Origin of the sequence: Streptomyces morookaense (assembly GCF_013030945.1) — a bacterium.
Classification (GTDB): Bacteria; Actinomycetota; Actinomycetes; order Streptomycetales; family Streptomycetaceae; genus Streptomyces; species Streptomyces morookaensis.
In genome coordinates this window covers 1-407 of sequence record NZ_JABBXF010000060.1, presented here as the reverse complement: position 1 = coordinate 407, position 407 = coordinate 1, and the positions used below count along the sequence as shown (strand labels likewise).

The following is a 407-nucleotide window of genomic DNA, read 5'->3' as shown; positions in this document are numbered from 1 at the left end:
CGGCCGGCCTCGCGACGCCGCGGCGCGGCCTCGCCGAGCTGCCGGAGGCCTGGACGGAGGCGCTGGCGGCGGCCCGGGCGGCGGCCGCGGAGCGCCGCCTGGGGCCGGTGGCGGAGTGGGAACGGATCGGCGCGTACCGGGTGCTGACCGCCCTGCCGCCCGACCGCACGGCGGACCCGGCGGTCCGCCCCCTGCTGGCCCGCACCCACACGGAACTGGCCCGCACGGCCGAGGTCTTCCTCGACTGCGCGGGCCAGGCGGGCCGCGCGGCGGCGGCCCTGGGCATCCACCGTCAGACTCTGTACTACCGGCTGAACCGGGTGGAACAACTGACGGGCCTGGACCTGGACGACGGCGAGGACCGGCTGTTGCTGCACCTGAGTCTCAAGGCGTCGCGTCTACGGCTG

At 77.4% G+C, this 407-nt stretch carries 1 protein-coding gene; it reads left to right on the top strand.

Going from position 1 to position 407, the window contains the following annotated elements; translation table 11 throughout:
- On the top strand, positions 1-407 hold a 407-nt coding region (locus HG542_RS35695), incomplete at both ends, for a PucR family transcriptional regulator (RefSeq protein ID WP_171084760.1).